General features: G+C 72.0%; 14 protein-coding genes. 6 read left to right on the top strand and 8 right to left on the bottom strand.

Annotated elements, in window-relative coordinates; translation table 11 throughout:
• Positions 1-3 precede the first annotated feature (3 nt).
• On the bottom strand, positions 4-1,794 hold the full coding sequence (locus tag ABIC30_RS27600) for a peptide ABC transporter substrate-binding protein (RefSeq protein WP_234081743.1): 1,791 nt from the start codon (positions 1,792-1,794) through the stop codon (positions 4-6).
• A 321-nt stretch (positions 1,795-2,115) separates the two neighbouring features.
• Here ABIC30_RS27600 and ABIC30_RS27595 point away from each other — a divergent pair, with 321 nt between their 5' ends.
• Entirely contained in the window at positions 2,116-3,537 is a 1,422-nt protein-coding gene (locus ABIC30_RS27595) for a M20 family metallopeptidase (RefSeq protein WP_234081740.1), read from the top strand.
• A gap of 12 nt (positions 3,538-3,549) precedes the next feature.
• Here the strand turns inward: ABIC30_RS27595 and phnE (ABIC30_RS27590) are convergent, their stop codons facing one another.
• The 6 genes from phnE (ABIC30_RS27590) to ABIC30_RS27565 form a co-directional block, all read right to left on the bottom strand.
• Positions 3,550-4,365: a phosphonate ABC transporter, permease protein PhnE gene (phnE, locus tag ABIC30_RS27590; protein WP_234081737.1), complete on the bottom strand. Its 816-nt coding sequence runs from the start codon at positions 4,363-4,365 to the stop codon at positions 3,550-3,552.
• A complete protein-coding gene (gene phnE / locus ABIC30_RS27585; protein ID WP_100251486.1) occupies positions 4,362-5,183 on the bottom strand; it encodes a phosphonate ABC transporter, permease protein PhnE in 822 nt (273 codons plus the stop codon). Before phnE (ABIC30_RS27585) ends, phnE (ABIC30_RS27590) begins: the two co-directional genes overlap by 4 nt.
• On the bottom strand, positions 5,180-6,010 hold the full coding sequence (phnC, locus tag ABIC30_RS27580; protein WP_354456417.1) for a phosphonate ABC transporter ATP-binding protein: 831 nt from the start codon (positions 6,008-6,010) through the stop codon (positions 5,180-5,182). The genes phnE (ABIC30_RS27585) and phnC overlap by 4 nt, the downstream gene beginning before the upstream one ends.
• Positions 6,007-7,029: a phosphate/phosphite/phosphonate ABC transporter substrate-binding protein gene (phnD, locus tag ABIC30_RS27575; protein ID WP_354456416.1), complete on the bottom strand. Its 1,023-nt coding sequence runs from the start codon at positions 7,027-7,029 to the stop codon at positions 6,007-6,009. Before phnD ends, phnC begins: the two co-directional genes overlap by 4 nt.
• Before the next feature lie 202 nt (positions 7,030-7,231).
• A complete protein-coding gene (locus tag ABIC30_RS27570; protein WP_042671122.1) occupies positions 7,232-7,744 on the bottom strand; it encodes a cytochrome P460 family protein in 513 nt (170 codons plus the stop codon).
• Between the two features lie 65 nt (positions 7,745-7,809).
• Positions 7,810-8,859, bottom strand: a complete 1,050-nt coding sequence (locus ABIC30_RS27565; RefSeq protein ID WP_354456415.1) for an alpha/beta fold hydrolase — start codon at positions 8,857-8,859, stop codon at positions 7,810-7,812.
• A 202-nt stretch (positions 8,860-9,061) separates the two neighbouring features.
• On the opposite strand from ABIC30_RS27565, the gene ABIC30_RS27560 reads away from it, so the two are divergent.
• On the top strand, positions 9,062-10,639 hold the full coding sequence (locus ABIC30_RS27560) for a winged helix-turn-helix domain-containing protein (protein ID WP_354456414.1): 1,578 nt from the start codon (positions 9,062-9,064) through the stop codon (positions 10,637-10,639).
• Positions 10,640-10,651: 12 nt separating this feature from the next.
• Here the strand turns inward: ABIC30_RS27560 and ABIC30_RS27555 are convergent, their stop codons facing one another.
• The gene (locus ABIC30_RS27555) at positions 10,652-11,548 is read right to left on the bottom strand and encodes a LysR family transcriptional regulator (protein ID WP_287080272.1); all 897 of its coding nucleotides are present in this window, start codon (positions 11,546-11,548) and stop codon (positions 10,652-10,654) included.
• A 118-nt stretch (positions 11,549-11,666) separates the two neighbouring features.
• Here ABIC30_RS27555 and ABIC30_RS27550 point away from each other — a divergent pair, with 118 nt between their 5' ends.
• Genes ABIC30_RS27550 through ABIC30_RS27535 form a run of 4 tightly spaced genes read left to right on the top strand, consistent with a single transcriptional unit; the run spans position 11,667 to position 15,166 of the window.
• Positions 11,667-12,617, top strand: coding sequence for an ABC transporter substrate-binding protein (locus tag ABIC30_RS27550; RefSeq protein ID WP_354456413.1), 951 nt, complete (start codon positions 11,667-11,669; stop codon positions 12,615-12,617).
• Entirely contained in the window at positions 12,614-13,477 is an 864-nt protein-coding gene (locus ABIC30_RS27545; RefSeq protein WP_354456412.1) for an ABC transporter permease, read from the top strand. Before ABIC30_RS27550 ends, ABIC30_RS27545 begins: the two co-directional genes overlap by 4 nt.
• Positions 13,470-14,252 carry an ABC transporter ATP-binding protein gene (locus ABIC30_RS27540; RefSeq protein ID WP_020091230.1) on the top strand — a complete coding sequence of 261 codons (783 nt, stop codon included), beginning with the start codon at positions 13,470-13,472 and terminating at the stop codon, positions 14,250-14,252. Before ABIC30_RS27545 ends, ABIC30_RS27540 begins: the two co-directional genes overlap by 8 nt.
• Positions 14,252-15,166 carry a polysaccharide deacetylase family protein gene (locus ABIC30_RS27535; protein ID WP_020091231.1) on the top strand — a complete coding sequence of 305 codons (915 nt, stop codon included), beginning with the start codon at positions 14,252-14,254 and terminating at the stop codon, positions 15,164-15,166. The genes ABIC30_RS27540 and ABIC30_RS27535 overlap by 1 nt, the downstream gene beginning before the upstream one ends.
• Positions 15,167-15,169: the final 3 nt, after the last annotated feature.

Genomic DNA, 15,169 nt, shown 5'->3' with positions numbered 1-15,169 from the left:
CGCTCAGGCCTCCCTGTACCAGTCGGGCAGGAACGACAGGTCGTTGTCCCAGCCGCTGCGGGGCGCCGTCAGCGTCGCGCCCACCGCCGAGACCTCGGCGCGGTGGATCAGCGGCAGCACGTTCTCGGAGACCGCGAGGTCGTTGCACTTAATGAGGAGCGCCGCCCGCTTGACCGGGTCGAGCTCACTCTGGGCGGCGTTGTAGGCCTTGTCGTAGGCGTCGTTGCGCCAGCGCACGACGTTGCGGCCCTGCCACTTGTTGGCCTTCTGGGCCACCTCCCAGGAGGCGTACATGAGCAGCCAGATCGCCGGATCGGCCTGGGTCATGCTGTAGGCGTACATCTCCATGTCGGCGTAGAAATGCGTGCAGGTGTCGGGGTTGGCCGGGTCGGAGGAGAAGAACACCGAGCCGGTCACCGATTTCAGCTCGATCTCGATGCCGGCCTTGGCGGCCGCCTGCTTGATGATCGCCTGCGTCTTCTGGCGCGGGGCGTTGATCGAGGTCTGGAAGACCAGCTTGAGCTTCTTGCCGTCCTTGGCGCGGATGCCGTCGGAGCCCTTCTTCCAGCCGGCCTCGTCGAGGAGCGCGTTGGCCTTGGCCGGGTCGAAGGCGAAGCTCGTGTTCTTGGAGACGAAGCGCTCCGGGCCGTTGACCGTGTTGGCGGTGGGCTTGCCGGTGCGGCCGTAGATGTAGGTCTGGATCGACTTGCGGTCGACCAAGAGGTTCATCGCCTGGCACACCTTCGGGTCGGAGAAGGCGGGGTGCTTGGTGGTGATCGAGGCGCGCTCGCCGTCGACCTCGACGTTCGGGTCGGCGGCATTGAGGAGCAGGAACTCGAGCTTGCCGCCGTAGACCACGTCGACCCGGCCCTTGCCGCCGGTCTCCAGGCGCTTCAGCACCTCGTCCTCGATCAGCATGTTCCAGGCGTAGTCGTACTCGCCGGTCTGGAGCACGGCCCGGGCGGCCGAGACCGCGTCGCCGCCGCCCTTCATCTCGACCGTGTCGAAATACGGCCGGTTGGGCAGGTGGTAGTTGGGGTTGCGCTCCCCGCGGACGATGTCGCCGGGCCGGAACTCAACGAACCGGTACGGGCCGGTGCCAACCGGGGCGAGGTTCTGCGGCGCGTCCCGGGACTTGGCGCCGCTGTAGGGTCCGAACAGGTGCTTGGGCAGCACCATCCCGACGATGCCCACGTAGGCGTCGCACCAGTAGGGCGTGGGCTTGTCGAACAGGACCCGGACGCTGAGGTAGTCGACCTTCTCGACCTTGCAATCCTTGTAGGACCCGGCCGTCACCGCCGCGGTGGCGGGGTCGCGGGCGTATTCCCAGGTAAAGACGAGGTCGTCGGCGGTGAGCGGCTTGCCGTCGTGCCACTTCACGCCGGGCTTGAGCGTCCAGACAACCGAGCGGCCGTCGGCGGCGAGCGCCCCGTTCTCCTTGGACGGGATCGAGGCGGCGAGCACCGGCACGAGGTTGCCGTCCGCGTCCCAGGCGGCGAGCGGCTCGTAGAAGATCCGCGAGGCGTCCTGGTCCTTGGTGCCGACGGCGAAATGCGGGTTGATCAGCGTCGGCGCCTGCCACCAGAGGAGCTTCAGCGCGCCGCCGCCGCCGGCCTTGGTCGGCTTGTAGCCGGCCCGGATATCGGCCGCCATCGCGACCCCGTTCCCGGCCAGCATCAGCCCGGCCATGGGCGCGGTGAGGCCCACAGCCACCATCCGCTGCACGAAAGCGCGCCGCGACAGGCGGCCGTCCTTCACCTGCCCGATGAGGCCGCGCAGATCCCGCTCGTCCATGTACGCTTTCCCGTTTACCGCCGTGACAGGCACAGCAACATTCCGGCAGCGGCCTTGGCAAGGGGCGGGCCAGTGACGGTTCAATCGGAACGTGTCGACGGACGCTTGGTTCGGGCAGGAGCATGGCCTGGGCGGTGCATGCGGTCAGGCAGCAGCAGGGCTCGCGCCGTGTCCGTCCTTGCGAGCGGAGCGAAGCAATCCAGCGGCGCCACGCTTCCCGAGGGCGCGCAACCCTGGGTCGCTTCGCTGCGCTCGCGAAGACGGCGCGGAGCCCGCTATGGTGGCGCGACCTCGATGCGCAGCTTTCCCGGAGTGGACCCGATGGACAACCGCAACGCCGTGTGGCGCCACGTCGACGCGCAGTCGGAACGGCTGATCGCCCTGTCCGAGCGGGTCTGGAGCATGCCGGAGGTCTGCTACACGGAGAGCCGCTCCTGCGCCGAGCACGTCGCCGAACTGCGCCACCAGGGCTTCCGGGTCACCGAGGCAGTCGCCGGCATCCCGACCGCCGTGATGGGCGAGGCCGGGGACGGCGGGCCGGTCATCGCGTTCCTCGGCGAGTACGACGCCCTGCCGGGCCTGTCGCAGGAGGCCGGCGTCGCCGAGCACCGGCCGGTGGAGGCGGGCGGGCATGGCCACGGCTGTGGCCACAACCTCCTCGGCTCGGCGGCGCTGCTCGCCGCCACCGCGTTGAAGGACTGGCTCGCCGAGACCGGCACGCCCGGCCGCGTGCGCTACTACGGCTGCCCGGCGGAGGAAGGCGGCGCCGCCAAGGCCTTCATGGTCCGCGCCGGCGCCTTCGCGGACGCCGACATCGCGATCACCTGGCATCCGGGCAGCTTCTGGGAGGTGGCACCGCCGGTCGCCCTCGCCAACACCCGGGCCGACTTCGTCTTCACCGGCCGCACCGCCCACGCGGCGGCCGCGCCCCATCTCGGGCGCTCGGCGCTCGACGCCGTCGAGCTGATGAGCGTCGGCGTGAACTACATGCGCGAGCACATGCCGTCCGACGCGCGGGTCCACTACGCCTATCTCGACGCCGGCGGCATCGCCCCGAACGTCGTCCAGGCCGGCGCGACGGTGCGCTACTCGATCCGGGCCCGCGACCTGCCCGGCATGCTGGCGCTGGTCGAGCGGGTGAAGAAGATCGCGCAGGGCGCCGCCCTGATGACCGAGACCGCCGTCGAGGTGCGGATCGTCAGCGCGGTGTCGAACCTGCTGGGCAACGATCCCCTGGAGCGGGCGCTGCACGGCGTCATGGAGGAGCTCGGGCCGCCGCATTTCGACGAGGCCGACCGGGACTTCGCCGGCAAGATCCGGGCGACGCTCACCGACGGCGACATCGACGCCGTGTTCCGCGCCATCGGGATGCCGCGCACCGAAGCGCCGCTCGCCGACTTCCTCGTGCCCCTCGACGCGTTGCGCAACCCGGCGGTGGGGTCCACCGACGTCGGCGACGTCAGCTGGGTGGTGCCGACCGTCCAGGCCCACGCGCCCACGGTGGCGATCGGCACGCCGTTCCACACCTGGCAGGTGGTGGCGCAGGGCAAGGCCCCCGCGGCCCACAAGGCGATGGTGCAGGTCGCCAAGGCGATGGCCGCCACCGGGGCCCGGGCGGTGACCGACGCGGCCCTGCGCGACGCCGCCAAGGCGGACCTCGCCCGCCGGGTCGGCGCGGCGGGCTACGTCTCGCCGCTGCCGCCGGAGGTCGAGCCGCCGCTCGGCATGTCGCTGGGGCGCTGACCGGGGCCCGTCTCAGAGCGTACGGGCGCGGAGCGCCGTCACGACGATCTCGGCCAGGATGACGACGCCGAAGATCGCGGCGAGCACCACGGCGACCTGGTCCCAGTAGAGCAGGTTCAGGGCGGTATCGAGCGCGACGCCGATGCCGCCCGCGCCGACCAGCCCCAGCACGGCGGATTCGCGGATGTTGATGTCCCAGCGGAACAGCGCGATCGACCAGAAGGCCGGCTTCACCTGCGGCCAGTAGCCGAGCAGCAAAGTCGACATCCGGCCGGCACCCGCGGCCTGCAGAGCCTCGATCGAGCCGCGATTGGCCTCCTCCAACACCTCGGCGAACAGCTTTCCGGTGAAGCCGACGGAGCGGAGCGCTATCGCCAGGGTCCCGGCCAGCGGACCGGGGCCGAACACCGCCACGAACAGCAGCGCCCAGACCAGGGAGTTCACCGAGCGCGAGGTCACGAACACGAACTTGGCGAACAGGTTCAGCGCGCGGTTGGGCGTGACGTTGCGCGCCGCCATCAGCCCGATCGGCACCGCGATCGCGATGGCGATCAGGGTGCCGAGCGTCGCGATGTGGAGCGTCTCCACCAGCGCCCGCAGGGTCGGTCCGACATAGCCGGCATCCATCGGCCACATCCGGCCGAACAGGTCGGCGAGCTGGTCGGGGGCGTCGTAGAGGAATTCCGGGATCACCTCGATGGTGCGCAGGCTCGCCACGAAGGCCGCCACCGCGCACAGCGTGAAGGCGAGCCGCGCCAGCCGCTTCCACAGGGGGAAGCGTTGCCAGCGGCGCGGGCCGGCGGGAGCGGGCGCGAGGGCGACGCTCACTGGAACACCTTGCGGGCCCAGCCGGAGACGATCTCGGCCACCATGATCAGGGCGACGATGACGATCAGGATCGCCAGCACCACGTCGAAGTCGAAGCGCTGGTAGGCGGTGAACAGCGTCGCTCCGATGCCGCCGCCGCCGACGATGCCCACCATGGTCGAGTTCCGCAGATTGGAATCGAGCTGGTAGGTGGCGAAGCCGATGAAGCGCGGCAGCACCTGCGGCTGCACGCCCATGATCAGGGTCGACAGGAAGCCGGCGCCGGTCGCCCGCACCGCCTCGACCTGCTTCAGGGAGATCTCCTCGATCGCCTCGGCGAACAGCTTGGCGATGAAGCCCACCGAGGCGACGATCAGCGCCATGACGCCGGCGAGCGCCCCGAACCCGATCGCCTTCACGAACAGGATCGCCACGATGATCGGGTGGAACGACCGGCAGAGCGCGATCAGGATGCGGGTCGGCCACGTCACCCAGGGCGGCATCAGGTTGCGGGCCGCCAGGAAGCCGATCGGCAGGGCGACCGCGATGCCGACCACCGTGGCGATCACGGCGATCTGCAGGCTCTCGAGGATGCCCGACTGGATCAGTTCCCAGCGGGAGAAGTTCGGCGGGAACATCCGGGCCAGGAACTGCTGCCCGTGGGCGAGGCCGCCGGCGAAGCGCTCGGGCGAGAAGCCGAGCTGGGTCGCCGCGTAGACCGCGTAGACGGCGAGGAGCGCCCAGCCCGCGCGGGCGGTCCAGTTGGGCCGGAACGCGACGCGGTCGGGGGAAGCGTCGGGGGAGGCGTCGGGGGAGGCCGGGCGGGCGGGCGCGCTCATTCGAGCCAGTTCTCGCCGCCGTAGATGCCGCGCAGGTCGGCCTCGCTCAGCCGGTCCGGCGGCCCGTCATAGACCACGTGCCCGCCCGACATGCCGACGATCCGCGCGGCGAAGCGCTGGGCGAGCGCCACGTTGTGGATGTTGACCACCACCGGCACGCCGCGCTCGGCCGCGAGCCGGGACAGGATCTCCATGATCTCGACGGAGCTCTTCGGGTCGAGGGACGAGGTCGGCTCGTCGGCGAGCACGATCTCGGGCTCCTGCATGATCGCCCGGGCGATGCCGACGCGCTGGCGCTGCCCGCCCGACAGGGCGTCGGCCCGGCGGGTGGCGAAGCCCGACAGGCCGACCGCGTCGAGGAGGTCGAAGGCGCGGGCGACGTCCGCCTCGGGGAAGCGGCGCAGCCACGCGCGCCACGCCGGCACGTAGCCGAGGCGACCGCAGAGCAGGTTCTCCATCACCGAGAGGCGCTCGACCAGGTTGTACTCCTGGAACACCATCCCGATCCGGCGCCGCGCCCGGCGCAGGGCGGGGCCGGAGAGCCGGGCGAGGTCCTCGCCTCTAAACAGGATCTCCCCCGAGGTCGGCTGGACCAGCCGGTTGATGCAGCGGATCAGGGTGCTCTTGCCGGTGCCGGACGGCCCGATGATCGCCGTGAGCCCGGTGCCCGGCACCACGAGGTCGATGCCCTTCAGGACCGGCTGGCCGGCCCGGTACGCCTTGGTCAGCCCGCGGATCACTAGGGCGCGGGGATCGCCCTCGGGTCCGGCCGCCACCGCGCGCGCCGCGCTCCCCGCCGTCACGGCCTGCGTCACGGCCTGAGTCACGGCTTAGGGGCGCCCGCGGCCTTCTTGCGCGCTGCCTCGGCCTCGCGGGCAGCCTCGCGCTCGTAGGCGACCTTGTTGTACGGCGTGCCCGATTCCTCCGCGACCTTGCGGACGATCGCCCAGTCCTTGAGGTAGGTGATCGGCGCGAACCGGTCGTCGCCCTCAAAATCCTTCACCATGTCGGGCGGGAAGCGGAAGTCGTAGAAGCATTGCTTCAGCTTCTCGGCGAGTTCCGGCTTGAGATCGTGGGCGTAGGCGAAACCCGAGGTCGGGAACTTCTCGCTCGTGTAGATCACCCGGTAATCGTCGCCCTTGATCGTGCCGCGGGCGACCATCCGGTAGAACACGTCCGAGGCCACCGGGGCGGCGTCGTAGTCGCCGGTGCCGACGCCCAGCGCCGACTTGTCGTGGCCGCCCGAGTAGATGAGCTTGTAGTCCTCGCCGGGCTTCAGCCCCTGCTCGGGGAACAGCGCCTTGGGCGCGAGGTTGCCGGAATTCGACGACGGCGCCGTGTGGGCCACGCGCTTGCCCTTGAGGTCGGCCAGCGTCCTGTAGGGGCTGCTCGCCTTCACCACGACGATCAGGTTGTAGCCCTCGGCGCCCTTCTCGGTGCCCTTGGCGGCGAACGGGATCGCGCCGGCCATGTTCACCGCGAAGCCGAGGGGCCCGGTCGAGAAGCCCGCCACCGTGAGCCGGCCGGAGCGCATCGCCTCGATCTCGGCGGAGTTCGACTGGACCGGGTAGTAGACGACGCGCTTGCCCGTGCACTGGCTCAGGTAGGTCGTGAACGGCTTGAACGAGTTCTCGTAGACCGCGGGATCCTCCACCGGCGTGTAGGCGAAGACGATCACGCTCGGGTCGCGGGTCTTGGCCGGGACGTCGGCGACGAGGTCCTTGTTGGCGTCGCAGTAGGCGTCGTCGAGTTGGCCGCGGTTGGGGCACTCGTCGGCCCTGAGGGGCGACAGGAAACCGAAGCCGCAGAGCAGCGCCAGGGCTGCGCCGTATCGGGCGATCGTCACGCGCTATCCTCCCTGCGGGGCCGTGCCTCGGGCCGGCGCCGTCATGTCCCGCCCGGTCCGGGCCGAGCTTGAGCCGGCAAAGGTGTAGGCGCCGGCTGACGGGAGACGCAAGGCGCGACAGCGAGAGGACGTTGAGGGAAGCCGCGCGCTGACAGGGGCGTCGTGGCGGCCGTCCGGGCGGCCGTCCGGGCGGCGGCCGGCCTCAGGGCGCGAGCCGCGTGAACACGTAGTCGTGGTCCCGGACATTCGCGCTGTGGCAGGCGAAGCAGGTCTCGTGCTGGGCCGCGTCCGCGGGCTTGCCGTCGACGAAGCGCCCGAACCCCCAGCCCCCCGTCGCCGCGTAGCGCCGCGAATCCTTCACCATGACCTGAACCGTCGTGGCGCCGCCGGGCACGAAGGCCGGGGCGAACTCCGCGGACGGCACCCGCGTCCAGGCGCGCTTCACCAGCACCGTCCCGTCCGGGAACGGCAGGGTGCCCGACCGGTAGGCGTCCAGCGCCCGCGCGTTGCCGACCACGGCGCGCAGCTCGTCGAGGGCCCCGGTCTCCTGCGCGACGCCGACGAGCTGCCAGTCGCGGTACCCGTCCGGGACGGTGACGCCGTAGATCGGCGAGGCCGCCGGGGCGGTCCCGGCATCCACGGCGCGCACCGCGGAGCCTCCCAAAATCAGGCCCGCAGCGAGCAGGGCCGGCAGCGCGACAGCCAGGAACCGCATGGCAACCTCCGTCATCGTCTCGGGATGATCGTGTGTCCGGGGATGATCCGGCCGCGCCGGCGCGGTCAGGCCGCGGCCGCGTCGATCACGGCCTGCGCGAAGGCGCGCGGGGCTTCCTGCGGGAGGTTGTGGCCGATCCCGCCGGTGATCAGCCGGTGCGCGTAGCGTCCGGTGAACTTGGCCGCGTAGCTGGCGGGATCCGGATGCGGGGCGCCGTTCGCGTCGCCCTCCAGGGTGATGGTCGGCACGCCGATCGTGGGCGCCTGCGCGAGGCGGCTCTCCAGCGCATCGTACCGGCGCTCGCCCTCGGCGAGGCCCATCCGCCAGCGGTAATTGTGGATGACGATGCTGACTTGATCCGGGTTGTCGAGGGCTGGGGCACTCCGCGCGAAGGTGGCGTCGTCGAAGCGCCAGCGCGGCGAGGCGGTCTGCCAGATCAGCTTGGCGAAGTCGGCGCGGTAGGCCTCGTAGCCGGCCCGCCCCCGGCTGGTGGCGAAGTAGAACTGGTACCACCAGGACAGCTCGGCCCGCGGCGGCAGCGGCTTCTTGCCGGCCTCCTGGTTGCCGATCAGGTAGCCGCTGACCGCCACCAGCGCCCGGCACCGCTCCGGCCACAGCGCCGCGACGATGTCGGCAGTCCGCGCGCCCCAGTCGAAGCCGCCCAGGACGGCCTGGGGGATCTTCAGGGCGTCCATCAGGGCGATGACGTCCACCGCGAGTGCCGCCTGCTCGCCGTTCCGGACCGTGTCCGACGCCAGGAAACGGGTGGTGCCGTAGCCGCGCAGGTACGGCACGATCACCCGGTACCCGGCCGCCGTGAGGATCGGAACGACCTCCGCGAAGGCGTGGATGTCGTAGGGCCAGCCGTGCAGCAGGATGACCGCCGGACCGTCGGCGGGACCGGCATCGACGTAGCCGACGTCGAGCACGCCGGCCTCGACCTGCTTCAGGACGCTCGGCATGGCGCCGGGGACCGGGGCGCCGGGGGCCGAGCCGCCCTGCGCCCGCGCGGTCCGGCCGAGGCCGAGCTCGGCGAGGGCGGCGGTGGCTACCGCGCTCTTCAGGAGGCGGCGGCGGCTCCAGGCGGATGTGTCGGGATCGGTCTCGCGGGCCATGGACGGCTCCCTCGTCGGAAAGTCTTCGATGGAGCGAAACCTATCCCGATGCTCGACACCGCGCTTTGAGAGGACCTTGAGGACACCTTCAGAGGCCCATGATTTATGCCCGCCCGGGCCCGTGCTAGAGCGCCCTCCGCCGCGGAGACCGGTTCGGTGAGCAGGGCGCGGAACGCGGACATGGCCCGCCCAGGAACGCCCCGTGATCTACCGGTTCGGACCCTTTACCCTCGATTCCGCCCGGCGCGAGCTCAGCCGGGACGGCGCCGAGATCGCCGTCGAGCCGCAGGTCTTCGACCTCCTGCGGGTGCTGATCGAGCGGCGCGACCGGGTGGTGAGCCGCGACGACCTGCTGGGGGCGGTCTGGAACGGGCGCATCGTCTCCGAGGCGACCCTCGGCAGCCGGATCAACGCGGCCCGGACCGCGATCGGCGACACCGGAACCGAGCAGCGCTGGATCCGGACGCTCCCGCGCAAGGGCGTGCGCTTCGTCGGCGCCGTTCGGGAGGCCGCATCGGAGGTCTCGCCCGGGATCGCTCCGGAAGACGCGGCGGAGGCGAGCGTCACGTGGCGCACCGGGCCGCGCCTGCCCGCGGTGGCGGTCCTGCCCTTCACCAACATGAGCGCGGATCCGGATCAGGACTACTTTGCCGACGGGATCACCGAGGAGATCATCACGGCGCTGTCCCGCGTCAGCGGCCTGTTCGTGATCGCGCGCAACTCGACCTTCACCTACCGGAGCGCGGCGATCGACGTGCGCCGGGTCGGGCAGGAGCTCGGCGTCGGCTACGTGGTCGCCGGCAGCGTGCGCCGCGGCGGGTCGCGCCTGCGGATCACCGGCCAGCTGGTCGATGCCGGGACCGGCGCCCATCTCTGGGCCGACAGCTTCGACGGCGGGCTCGACGACGTCTTCGCCCTGCAGGAGCGGGTCGCCGCGCGCGCCGCCGCCGCGATCGAGCCCACCCTCCAGCTGGCGGAGATCGGCCGGCTCGGCCGCGACGCGCCGGCCCATCCGGACGCCTACGACCGGCTGCTCCGGGCCAATGCCCGGCTCGCCGACTTCACCGCCGCCGGCATGGCGGCGGCGCTCGATCACTTGGACGAGGCCCTGGCGCTCGACCCGGGCTACGCACCGGCGATGGCCGCGGCGGCCTATTGCCGGGCGCAGTGCCATTTCCAGGGCTGGATCGCGCAGGGCGAGGCGGAGCGCGCGGCGGCCGTGCGGCTGGCCTGGGGCGCGGTCGAGCGCGCGCCCGGGGACGCGCAGGTGCTGTGGATGGCGGCCTTCGCGGTCTGGAACATGTCGGAGACCGGGCGGGACCGGGCGCGCGACCTGTTCGGCCGCGCGCTGCTCGTCAACCCGAACTCCGCCCTGGCGCTCACACTCGCGGGCTGGATCGAGACCATGTGCGGCCGCGCGGAGGCGGGACGCGCGATGGTCGAGCGGGCGCTGCAGCTCAACCCGCGGGATCCCCGCGGCTGGCTGATGTCGGGCGTGATGGCGGTCGCGGCGGTCAGCGAGGCCGACTATCCCGAGGCGATCCGGTGGGCCGAGCGGGCGCTGGCGCAGAACCGACGCTTCGCCGTCGCCCTGCGGGCGCTCGCCGTGGCCCATGTCGGGCTCGGCCAGCCGGAGCGCGCCCGGCAGGCGGTCGCCGAGCTCCTGGCGATCGAGCCCGGATTGACGGTCTCGGGCTTCCTGGCGCGGATCCCCTTCCCGGTCGCCGCCCTGGGGCAGCGATACGCCGAGGCGCTGGCCGAAGCCGGCCTGCCCGCCTGAGCGGGACGCCGGTCAGGCCCCTTCCCGGTTCAGCCGGACGACGAGCTGATCGGCGAACTTGGCGGCGGCCACCGAGAGCGAGCGCCCGCGCAGCTGCGCCAGGACCAGCGTCATCGGGGTGAGGTCGCGGGTGTCGATCGGCCGGCTGTGCAGGCGCGGGTCCTCCGGGATGCCGCTGGGCACCTGCAGGCTCACCACGTCCTCCCGCAGGGTGAGATTGCGCAGGAACTCCAGCGAGCCTGACTCCACGACCGGCCGCAGCTCGACACCCCGCCGGGCCAGCGCGTGCTCGATGTGGTGGCGGATGGCGAGCGATCGGTCGGGCAGCGCCAGGGCGTGCGCGAGACAGTCGCGCAGCCGCACCGGCCCGCTCTCCGCCGCCAGCGCGTGGCCTCTGCGCATCAGCGCGCACAGGGTCTGATGGCCGGAATAGAGCGGGTGCAGCTCCGCCGAGGGCGGCGGCTGCAGGATCAGGGCGAGGTCGGCCTCGAAGGCCGCCAGGGCGGTGACCGCCTGGGCGTGGTCGCGGACCTGCACGGTGAAGCCGACCTGCGGAAAGCGGGCGCGGTAGGCCTCGACCTCCTCGGGCACCACCTGGGTGACGAAGGCTTGGCTGCAGGCGAGCGCCACGTGCCCCCGCCGCACGCCCGACAGGTCGGCGATCTGCGAGCGGACCCGGTCGAGATCGGCGGCCTGGTCGCGGATGTGCCGGGCGAAGAGCTCGCCGGCCGCGTTGAGCCGCATCCCCTGCGGCAGGCGCTCGAAGATCGGCGTGCCGAGCTCGTACTCGAGATCTTGGATCTGCCGGGTCAGGGCCGAGGGCGTGAGGTTCAAGCGCTCCGCGGCGCGCCGGATCGAGCCGGCGCGGGCGACCTCGGCGACGTAGGTGACGGTGCGCAGGTGCTTCACGCCCCTACCCTGCCGGGCTGTTGCGTTTATGGCAACGGCACGCTCAGAAAATAGCACTTCCTCGCAACAGGTTGGTGCCCGTAGCCTCGGCACATCGAGACCCTGCAGGAGCCGTTCGATGATCCGCCGCCGCACCCTCCTGGCCGGTCTCGGGGCCGGCCTCGCCCTCGGACCCCTGGCCCGGGCCCGCGCCCAGAGCGCGCCCGTCACGATCCGGATGGGCTCGCTCAAGCTGATCCACTCGATCGCGCCGAGTTTCTACGCGCGCTTCACCCCGCCCGGGGTGAACGTGGAGGTTGTGCCCTTCGAGAGCCCGACCGAGTGCAAGAACGCCGTGGTCACCAAGTCGGTGGATTTCGGCACCTTCGGGATCGCCGCCGCGACGCTGGGCGCCGCCGCCGGCGAGCCGCTCGTGGTCATCGCCTCCACCTGCAACCGCGGGATGGCGGTGATCGCCAAGAAGGGCTCCGACATCCACGCCATCAAGGACCTGCGCGGCAAGCGCGTCGCGATCTGGCCCGGCAGCACCCAGGAGGTCTTCGTCCTGGAGCGGATGCGCATGGAGGGGCTCTCGGTGAAGGACATCACCCCCGTGCGCGTCTCCTTCTCGGAGATGCACATCGCCCTCGCCCGCGGCGATGTCGACGCCTATGTCGGCGCCGAGCCGGGCCCCGGCGTCAGCCTCGCCTCGGGCGTCGGCCAGCTCGTCGAGTACCCCTACGGCACCGAGATGGGCGCGCTGAACATGGTGTTCGGCGCCCACCGCGACACGCTGGCCGAGCGGCCGGACCTCGTCCGGACCATGCTGGAGATCCACCGCAAGGCGACGGACTTCGCGGCCAGCGACCGCGACGCGATGATCGCCATGGCGGTGACGAAGCTCGGCCAGAAGCGCGAGGCGCTCGAGCTCTCGGCCCCGAACGTCGAGCTGACCTGGCGCCTCGGGCCGAACGAGATCCGGCAGGCCGATGCCTACGCGCAGCACATGCTCGCGCTCAAGCAGATCAAGCGGCTGCCGGAGCCCGGCTTCATCGACACCCGCTTCGTCGACGCGCTGGGGCGGGCGTGAGCACCGGCATCGAGGCCGGCGCCCTGCCGGCGGCGGCGCAGGTGACGCCGGCGCGCGGGGCCGGGCGGGCGGGGCCCGGTCTCGCCCACCTGCGCCGGCTGGCGCTCGCCTGCGTGGTGCCGGCCGCGCTCGTCGCGGTCTGGCAGGTCACCACCGCGGGCCGGCCCTACAGCCTGATCCCGCCCCCCGCGGAGGTCTGGGCCGAGATGCGAGATCTCGCGGTCGGCGGCGTCAACGACGACGCGTTCAGCGGCACGCTCTGGACCCATCTCGCGGCGTCGCTGAGCCGGGTCTACGGCGGCTTCGCGCTGGCGGCCGCCGCCGCCCTGCCGCTCGGCCTGCTGATCGGCCGCGTGCCGCTGATCCGGGCGCTGCTCGATCCCGTCCTGCAAGTCCTGCGGCCCGTGCCGGTCACCGCGTGGCTGCCGCTGGCGATGATCCTGTTCGGTCTCGGGCCGCGCTCGGCCTTCTTCCTCGTGTTCCTCGGGGCGTTCTACCCGATCCTAGTCAACACCGTGTTCGGGGTCCGCTCCGTTGAGCCGCGCCTGTTCGAGGCGGCCGCGATGCTGGGCTGCACCGGGCCGGCCCAGTTCGTCCGCGTGGTGCTGCCGGCGGCGCTGCCGTCGATCTTCACCGGCCTGCGGCTGGGGCTGGGCTTCGCCTGGGTGGTGATCGTGGTCGGCGAGATGACTGGCGTCCAGACCGGCCTCGGGGCGATCATCATGGAGGCGCGCCAGCTCTCGCGCACCGAGATCGTGATCTGCGGCATGGCGGTGATCGGGGTCGCGGGCTTCGTCTCCGACTGGCTGGTCATGCAGCTCGGCCGCCGGCTGCTCGCCTGGAGCCCGAATCATGGCTGATCCGACGATCCCGATCCTCGACATGCGGGCGGTCTCCAAGACCTACACGGCGGGCGGCCGCCGGACCGAGGCCCTGCGCGAGGCGAACCTCACGGTGTCCCGCGGCGAGTTCGTCTGCCTGCTCGGCGCCTCGGGCTGCGGGAAGTCGACGCTGCTGCGGGTCGCCGCCGGCTTCGAGGCCCCGACCGCCGGGCAGGCCCTGATGTGGGGCAAGCCGATCGCCGGGCCGGGGCCGAGCCGCGGCATGGTCTTCCAGGATTACGGCCTGTTCCCGTGGCTCACGGTGCGGGACAATATCGGCTTCGGCCCGAAGGCCCGCGGGCGGCCCGCCGCCGAGGTGCGCGACACCGCCGAGCGCTACATCGCCCTCGTCGGCCTCCAGGCCTTCGCCGACGCTTACCCGCACCAGCTCTCGGGCGGGATGAAGCAGCGGGTCGCCATCGCCCGGGTGCTCGCCAACGAGGCCGAGGTGGTGCTGATGGACGAGCCCTTCGGGGCGCTCGACGCCATGACCCGCGAGCGACTGCAGGACGAGCTGCTCGACCTGTGGTCGCGGACGGGGCTGACGATCCTGTTCGTCACCCACGCCATCGAGGAGGCGATCTTCCTCGCGGACCGCATCGTGATGATGTCGCCCGGCCCCGGCCGGATCGAGGCGATCCACCCGGTCGAGTTGCCGCGGCGGCGCGACGTGTCGAGCCCGGCCTTCAACGACCTGCGCCGGATGCTGGCGGCCCAGCTCCACAGCCACCACGCCCCGCGGGCCGCCGCCTGATGGACACCGCGCCCGACGATCCCCGCCGGCCCGAGAACCGCCTCGCCTACCGCGCCGCCGTCGACCGGCCGCGCCTGACGCTGCCGGGCGGCAAGCACGTCGCGGTCTGGCCGGTGGTCAACGTCGAGCACTGGCTGATCGACAACCCGATGCCGCGCCAGATCCTGGTGCCGCCGACCGCCGCGAGCCTGCTCCCGGATATCCCCAACTGGGCGTGGCACGAGTACGGGATGCGGGTCGGGTTCTGGCGCTTCCTCGAGGCCTTCGCCAGCCGCGGAATCCGCCCGACGCTGTCGATCAACGGCTCGGTCTGCACGGCCTATCCCCGCGTCGCCGAGGCCGCCCACGCGGCCGGCTGGGAGTTCATGGCCCACGGCTTCCACCAGGTCCCGACGCACCGGATCCCGGACCAGCCGGCGATGATCGCTCGCACCATCGCGGCGATCACCCAGACCACGGGGCGCCCGCCGCGCGGCTGGCTGGGACCGGGCCTCACCGAGACCCTCGACACGCCCGACCACCTGCGCGCGGCCGGCCTCGAGTACGTCGGCGACTTCGTGGTCGACGACCGCCCCTGCCGGGTGGCGACGCGCACGGGCGACCTCGTCGCCCTCCCCTACTCGGTCGAGCTCAATGACATCCCGCTGCTGGCCATCCAGCACCACCGGGCCGACGAGTTCGTGGAACGGGCGCTCGCCCATCTCGACCGGCTCGCCGCCGAGGCCGCCGGCCCTGGCTCCCTCGGCGGGGCCAAGGTGATGAGCTTCGCGATCCACCCCTACATCACCGGCGTGCCGCACCGGATCGGCCTGCTGGAGCGGCTGCTCGACGCCATCCTGGCCCGCGACGACGCGGTGTTCATGCAGGGGGTCGAGATCCTCGACTGGTACCGCGCCACCGGCGACGAATCCTGAGCC

This window comes from Methylobacterium sp. 1030 (assembly GCF_040544715.1).
Lineage (GTDB): Bacteria > Pseudomonadota > Alphaproteobacteria > Rhizobiales > Beijerinckiaceae > Methylobacterium.
This window is presented reverse-complemented; position numbering and strand designations above follow the sequence as displayed.

Bases quoted from the DNA above. Each gene is read 5' to 3' on its own strand.
- ABIC30_RS27595 (WP_234081740.1), top strand. From the start codon at position 2,116: ATGGACAACCGCAACGCCGTGTGGCGCCACGTCGACGCGCAGTCGGAA.
- ABIC30_RS27540 (WP_020091230.1), top strand. From the start codon at position 13,470: ATGGCTGATCCGACGATCCCGATCCTCGACATGCGGGCGGTCTCCAAG.
- phnE (WP_100251486.1), bottom strand. From the start codon at position 5,183: ATGAGCGCGCCCGCCCGCCCGGCCTCCCCCGACGCCTCCCCCGACGCT.
- ABIC30_RS27570 (WP_042671122.1), bottom strand. From the start codon at position 7,744: ATGCGGTTCCTGGCTGTCGCGCTGCCGGCCCTGCTCGCTGCGGGCCTG.
- ABIC30_RS27600 (WP_234081743.1), bottom strand. From the start codon at position 1,794: ATGGACGAGCGGGATCTGCGCGGCCTCATCGGGCAGGTGAAGGACGGC.
- ABIC30_RS27565 (WP_354456415.1), bottom strand. From the start codon at position 8,859: ATGGCCCGCGAGACCGATCCCGACACATCCGCCTGGAGCCGCCGCCGC.
- ABIC30_RS27535 (WP_020091231.1), top strand. From the start codon at position 14,252: ATGGACACCGCGCCCGACGATCCCCGCCGGCCCGAGAACCGCCTCGCC.
- ABIC30_RS27550 (WP_354456413.1), top strand. From the start codon at position 11,667: ATGATCCGCCGCCGCACCCTCCTGGCCGGTCTCGGGGCCGGCCTCGCC.